The following is a 6,000-nucleotide window of genomic DNA, read 5'->3' as shown; positions in this document are numbered from 1 at the left end:
GATCCGATTTCCTCGGTGCTTTCCAGGCTCCCGCGTTTTTCTCGCGGTTTCCTTTCCGGCGGTTCCGACTCTATCAGATCCTTTCGGCGTCTGACTCCCAGTCAGGGGGGTTTGTCTTCCCGGCCGCTGGGCCGTTCCGACGTCTCAAACCTTAGCGGATCCGCTCGGCGATTCCCAATCGGGCCGCCGGGTTTCCATTCGAATTGAATTCGGGCATGCCGAAATCGACCCGTACGGGAGATCGTGCTGTGGTGTGAGGGGTGCCGCTCGAAGCGGCGGAGATGCTGCCGCAGAACCGTTACGGCCCCGTGGCAACCGGAAGAACTTTACGGAACCGGCAAGGGCGTGTCAACCCACCCTGTCAAGATCTTTTTCGAGTGGTCCCGGTGGCCTCAGCAGCCTCAGTCCAGGTCGCTGAGCCGGCCGCCAGCGTCCGGCTGGGCGTGCTCCACCCTGATCAGGAGCCTGGTCAGGACCTCGCCGAGCACCGCGCGCTCCGCGGGGGTGAGGTCTTGGAGGAGGTCCTCCTCGAAGACGGTCGCCAGGCGCATCGCCTCCAGCCACTTCTCGCGGCCCTCGGGGGTCAGCTCGACGATGACCCGGACGCGGTTGGACTCGTCGCGCTCCCGGGTGACGAGCCCCTCGGCGACCATGCGGTCGATCCGGTGGGTCATCGCGGCCGGCGTGAGCCCGAGGCGCTTGGCGAGGTCACTGGGGCCCATGCGATAGGGGACGCCGGAGAGGACCAGTGCCTTGAGCACCTCCCACTCGGCGTTGCTGATGCCGAGGGCGGAGGTCTGCCGGCCGTAGGCGACGTTCATACGGCGGTTCAGCCGGGACAGCGCCGACACGATCTTCTCCACCTGGGGGTCCAGGTCCTGGAACTCGCGTTGGTAGGCGGCGATCTGCTCTTCGAGTGTCGGCTCGGTGACGTCGGGGGCGGTGTCGGCCATGGCCGCAGTATGGCATGCAGCTCCTTTACATTGAAGTCCTTCACTGTGTACTCTTTAGCTTCGAACTTTAGCTTTGAAGTCTTCAGGTCTAACTAGTGAGAGAGGTGAACGTGACCAGGGCGATGGGCGCAGCGATGCGCCGGATCCACGTGGGTAACGCACTCAGCGCGTTCGGGCTCGGCTTCACCGTCCCGTACCTGTACGTCTATGTGGCGCAGGTGCGAGGGCTGGGAGCCATGACGGCGGGACTCGTGCTCGCCGTCTTCGCCGTGGCCGCGCTGATCGTTCTGCCGTTCGCCGGCCGGGCGATCGTGCGGCGCGGCCCGCTGCCGGTCCTGCTCGCCGCCCTGGTCACGGCCGCGCTCGGCGCGCTGAGCCTGGGGCTCGCGAGCAGCGCCGCCGCCGTACTGCTGTCCGCTGCGGCGCTGGGCGCCGGACAGGCGGTGATGCAGCCGGCGCTGGCGACGATGATCGTGGACTGCTCGACGGCCGACACGCGGTCGCGGGCGTTCGCGATGCAGTTCTTCCTGCAGAACCTGGGGCTCGGTATAGGTGGTCTCATCGGCGGTCACCTCGTCGACATCACGCGCGTGTCGTCGTTCACGCTGCTCTTCGCGATCGAGGCGGCGATGTTCCTGCTGCTGGTCGTGGTGATGGCGACGGTGCGGATGCCGCACTCGCCGCGGCTGGAGGACGCGCCGGCGTCGGCGAAGGGCAGCTGGAAGCAGCTGCTCGGCAACCGGGCGATGGTGCAGCTGTGTGTGCTGGGCTTCGTGCTGTTCTTCGCCTGCTACGGCCAGTTCGAGTCCGGGCTGAGCGCCTACGGCGTCGAGGCCGCCGGGATATCGACCTCCGCGCTGGGGACGGCCCTGGCTGCGAACACGCTGATGATCGTGGTGGCCCAGTTCGCCGTGCTCAAGTTCGTCGAGCGGCGCCGGCGGTCCCGTGTGATCGCCGGGGTCGGGCTGATCTGGGCTGTCGCCTGGCTGGCCGCGGGGTACGCGGGGCTGGGCCACGGCAGCCAGGAGATGGCGACGGCTGCGTTCGTCTCGACGTACGCGCTGTTCGGGCTGGGTGAGGCGATGTTGTCGCCGACGGTCGCGCCGCTGGTCGCCGATCTGGCTCCGGAGGGGATGGCCGGGCAGTACAACTCGGCGTTTGCGCTGGTCAAGCAGCTGGCGTTGGCCGTTGGGCCGGCGGTGGGTGGGCCGCTGGGGGCCTCTCTGCACGCGCCGTACATCGTGACCTTCCTGCTGTTCTCGCTGGGGATCACGGTGCTGGCGCTGCGGTTGGGGCGGCAGCTCACGGATGTGCAGGATCGGCCGTGGCTGGCGCGCGGGAGCCGGGTGGTCACGCGCGGCGGTGCGCCTGCGGAGCCGGTGGCCGCGGAGGCGTAGGCAGCCGGTGCTGGTGTCGGCCGGGGTGGGTTCCGCTCGCCCGCGCTTGCGGGGTGCCTCCCTCAGTGGGGGTACCCAGCGGCACGACCGCCCGCAGCGACGGCGGTGCCCGCAAACCGACGGCACTGCCGTTCCCCAGGGGCGCCTAGCCCTTCGACAAGACGAACTCGCACCACACGGCCTTCCCCCCGCCCGGTGTTCTGCGTGATCCCCAGTTGGAGGCGATGGTCGCCACGATGGCGATGCCTCGGCCCGACTCGTCGCCCGGTTCCGCGCGCCGGCGGCGTGGGAGGTGGTCGTCGCCGTCGGTGACCTCGATGATCAGGCGGCGGTCGGTGCGGCGGAGCCGGAGACGCATGGGTGGGGTGCCGTGCTGGAGGGAGTTGGCGACCAGCTCGCTGGCGGCCAGGACGCCGAGGTCGTGCAGCTCGGCCGGGAAGCGCCAGCTCGTCAGCACGCCGGAGGCGAAGGCGCGAGCGCGCGGGGCCGCTTCGACGCCGCCGAGGAGTTCCAGGGCCGCGTTGCGGAAGAGGTCGCCGTCGGGGCCCGTACGGGATGGGTGCTGGAGGACGAGGACGGCCACGTCGTCGTCGTGGTCGGCGGTGACGCCGGCCGAGCGGACCAGTCGGTCGCAGATCACCTGGGGAGTGCCCGTGGCGCCCGCGAGGGCGCCTTCGAGCGCCGCGATGCCCTCGTCCAGGTCCTCGTCGCGGCGCTCGACCAAGCCGTCGGTGTAGAGCACGGCTGTGGCGCCGGGGCCGAGGGCGATGGAGCCGGAGGCGTGGATCCAGCCGCCGGTGCCGAGCGGCGGGCCGGTGGGTTCGTCGGCGCGGGAGACCGTGCCGTTCTCGTCGCGGACCAGGATGGGCAGATGCCCCGCGGAGGCGTACACCAGCCGGCCCTCGTTCGGATCATGGACGGCGTAGACGCAGGTGGCGATCTGGTTGGCGTCGATCTCGGTGGCCAGGCCGTCCAGCAACTGGAGTACCTCGTGCGGGGGCAGGTCCAGGCGGGCGTATGCCCGGACGGCCGTCCGCAGTTGGCCCATCACCGCCGCCGCGCGGACCCCTCGGCCCATCACATCGCCGATGACCAGCGCCGTACGGCCGCCGCCCAGGGTGATCACGTCGTACCAGTCGCCGCCGACCGCCGCTTCCGTGCCGCCGGGCTGGTAGGTGGCGGCGATGCGCAGGTCGTCGGGTTGTTCCAGCTCCTGGGGGAGCAGGGAGCGCTGGAGGGTGACCGCGGTCTCGCGCTGGCGGCGCTCGCTGGCACGCAGCCGTTCGGCGGCCTCGGCGTGATCGGTGACGTCGGTGGCGAAGACGAGTACGCCGGCGTCGCGGTCCCCGTCCTCGGCGACGGGCGTGCAGGTGAAGGTGTAGGAACGGCCGTCGACGGCCTTGCGGGACTTCAGAGTGCGGGGCTTGCCGCTGCGCAGCACCTGGTCGAGGAGCGGGAGCAGGCCCAGTTCGGCGAGTTCGGGCAGTGCCTCGCGGGCGGGGGCGCCCGGGGGGCGTACGCCGAAGGCCGTCGTATAGGCGTCGTTGACGTAGGCGAGGCGGTGGTCGGGGCCGTGGACCAGGGCGACGAGGGCCGGGACGCGGTCGAGGACGTCGCGCGCGGGCAGTTCGTCGACGGCGGGCACCGGGGGTGCGTCGCCGGCCGGCTGTCCGGCGCGGGCCGCGGGCACGGAGCCTTCCCCTCGCCGGTCCGGGGAGACCGGGGTCTCGGTCCGCGCGGCGGCGCGGCGCTGCGTTCCGGGGAGCCGGGCGCTCCAGCGCGTGAAGTTCACTTGGGAAGAAGCCTCGTGGGTGCTGAGGGCGGGTGGGTGGCCCGTCCGCGGACGGTGGGGCGGTCTGGCAGGGGCGCGCCGCGGCGACATCCGTCAGACGCCTGGGCGAGCCGGGGAGTTCCTGGGTCCGGTCAGGACGACCCCTTCGGGTCGTCCGAGGGGCTGTGAGGAGGCTTTCCACCGGCCGCGAGTTCGAACTCCGCTCGCGGATGTTCGAGTGAACCGAGCGAGACGATCTCCCGTTTGAAGAGCCCTGCGAGGGTCCATTCCGCCAGGACCCGGGCCTTGCGATTGACGGTGGGCACCCTGCTGAGGTGGTAGACGCGGTGCATGAACCAGGCAGGGTAGCCCTTCAGCTTGCGCCCGTAGACCTGGGCGACGCCCTTGTGCAGGCCGAGGGAGGCGACCGAACCGACGTATTTGTGGGCGTATGTCTGAAGGGGTTCGCCGCGCAGCGCGTGGGCGATGTTGTCGCCGAGGGTGCGGGCCTGGCGGACGGCGTGCTGGGCGTTGGGCGGGGTCTCGGTGCCGGGCTCGGCGGCGGTGACGTCCGGTACGGCCGCCGCGTCTCCGGCCCCCCAGGCGTGCTCGGCGCCGTCGACGGTCAGCTGGGCGGTGCACTTCAGCCGGCCGCGCCCGGTGAGCGGCAGGTCGGTGGCGGCGAGCAGGGGGTGCGGTTTGACGCCGGCGGTCCACACGACCGTACGGGTCGGGAAGCGCTGGCCGTCGCTGAGGACGGCGACGCGGCCGGCGCAGGAGTTCAGGCGGGTGTCGAGGAGGACCTGGATGTTGCGGCGGCGCAGCTGGGTCACGGTGTAGCGGCCCATCTCCGCGCCGACCTCGGGGAGGATGCGGTCGGACGCCTCCACGAGGATCCACTTCATGTCCTCGGGGCGGACGTTGTGGTAGTAGCGCGCGGTGTAGCGGGCCATGTCCTCCAGTTCGGCGAGCGCCTCCACGCCCGCGTAGCCGCCACCCACGAAGACGAAGGTGAGGGCGGCGTCGCGGATCGCGGGGTCACGGGTGGAGGAGGCGATGTCCATCTGCTCGATGACGTGGTTGCGCAGGCCGATGGCCTCTTCGACGGTCTTGAAGCCGATGCCGTACTCGGCCAGGCCCGGGATGGGCAGCGTGCGGGAGACCGAGCCGGGGGCGAGCACCAGCTCGTCGTAGCCGAGAAGTTCGGCCGCTCTGCCCTCCTCGGCGGTGGCGAGCGTGGTGACCGCGGCGGTGCGCACCGCGTGGTCGATGGCGGTGACCTCACCGATGACGACATGGCACTGGTCCAGGACGCGGCGCAGCGGTACGACGACATGCCGAGGGGAAATGGAACCGGCCGCCGCTTCGGGGAGGAACGGCTGGTACGTCATGTAGGGGTCGGGGGTGACGACCGTGATCTCGATCTCACCCCGCTTGAGCTCGCCCTTCAGCTTCCGCTGCAGACGCAGGGCCGTGTACATCCCGACGTAGCCGCCGCCGACAACCAGAATGCGCGCACGTTCCTTCACCATCCCATGACGCACCCGGCGCAGTTGTTTGTCCACAGCCCCGGCAATTTGTGTGACTGACGGCCGGGTGGGCGCGAGGACGGCGGCGCTGTCGGGGTGGGACGAAAGGGGGCAGGTCAGCGGGGGCGGGCGAGGGGGCGCGAAGGTGCAGAAACGGGACGTACGAGACCCGTACTCCGATCGGGGGGCGCACTGTGCGGAACCTGCCCCTTCTGAATTGACTTCCTCTCAACTATGTTCGTGTGTCGACGGGGTGTAGGGGATGTGGTCGAACGGGTATCGCGACGGGCGGACCCGGTCGAGACCGATGCCAGTTCCACGCACTCCCGATTCAGTGGCGGGGAGAGTCT

4 protein-coding genes are annotated in these 6,000 nt (G+C 70.5%); 1 reads left to right on the top strand and 3 read right to left on the bottom strand.

The window, feature by feature from the left end; translation table 11 throughout:
* Positions 1–401: 401 nt before the first annotated feature.
* Entirely contained in the window at positions 402–953 is a 552-nt protein-coding gene (locus AV521_RS21215; protein WP_076090029.1) for a MarR family winged helix-turn-helix transcriptional regulator, read from the bottom strand.
* 122 nt (positions 954–1,075) lie between these two features.
* Here AV521_RS21215 and AV521_RS21210 point away from each other — a divergent pair, with 122 nt between their 5' ends.
* Positions 1,076–2,350: an MFS transporter gene (locus AV521_RS21210; protein WP_179023274.1), complete on the top strand. Its 1,275-nt coding sequence runs from the start codon at positions 1,076–1,078 to the stop codon at positions 2,348–2,350.
* A 145-nt stretch (positions 2,351–2,495) separates the two neighbouring features.
* Here AV521_RS21210 and AV521_RS21205 read toward each other — a convergent pair whose 3' ends face one another.
* Both AV521_RS21205 and AV521_RS21200 read right to left on the bottom strand, forming a co-directional pair.
* Complete coding sequence (locus tag AV521_RS21205) at positions 2,496–4,142, bottom strand: SpoIIE family protein phosphatase (protein ID WP_076090027.1); 1,647 nt, start codon at positions 4,140–4,142, stop codon at positions 2,496–2,498.
* A 131-nt stretch (positions 4,143–4,273) separates the two neighbouring features.
* Positions 4,274–5,653: an NAD(P)/FAD-dependent oxidoreductase gene (locus tag AV521_RS21200; protein WP_076090026.1), complete on the bottom strand. Its 1,380-nt coding sequence runs from the start codon at positions 5,651–5,653 to the stop codon at positions 4,274–4,276.
* Positions 5,654–6,000 lie beyond the last annotated feature (347 nt).

The organism is Streptomyces sp. IMTB 2501 (assembly GCF_001953885.1).
GTDB lineage: Bacteria > Actinomycetota > Actinomycetes > Streptomycetales > Streptomycetaceae > Streptomyces.
Note: the sequence above shows the minus strand (reverse complement) of the source record. Positions and strands in the feature narration are given on the sequence as shown.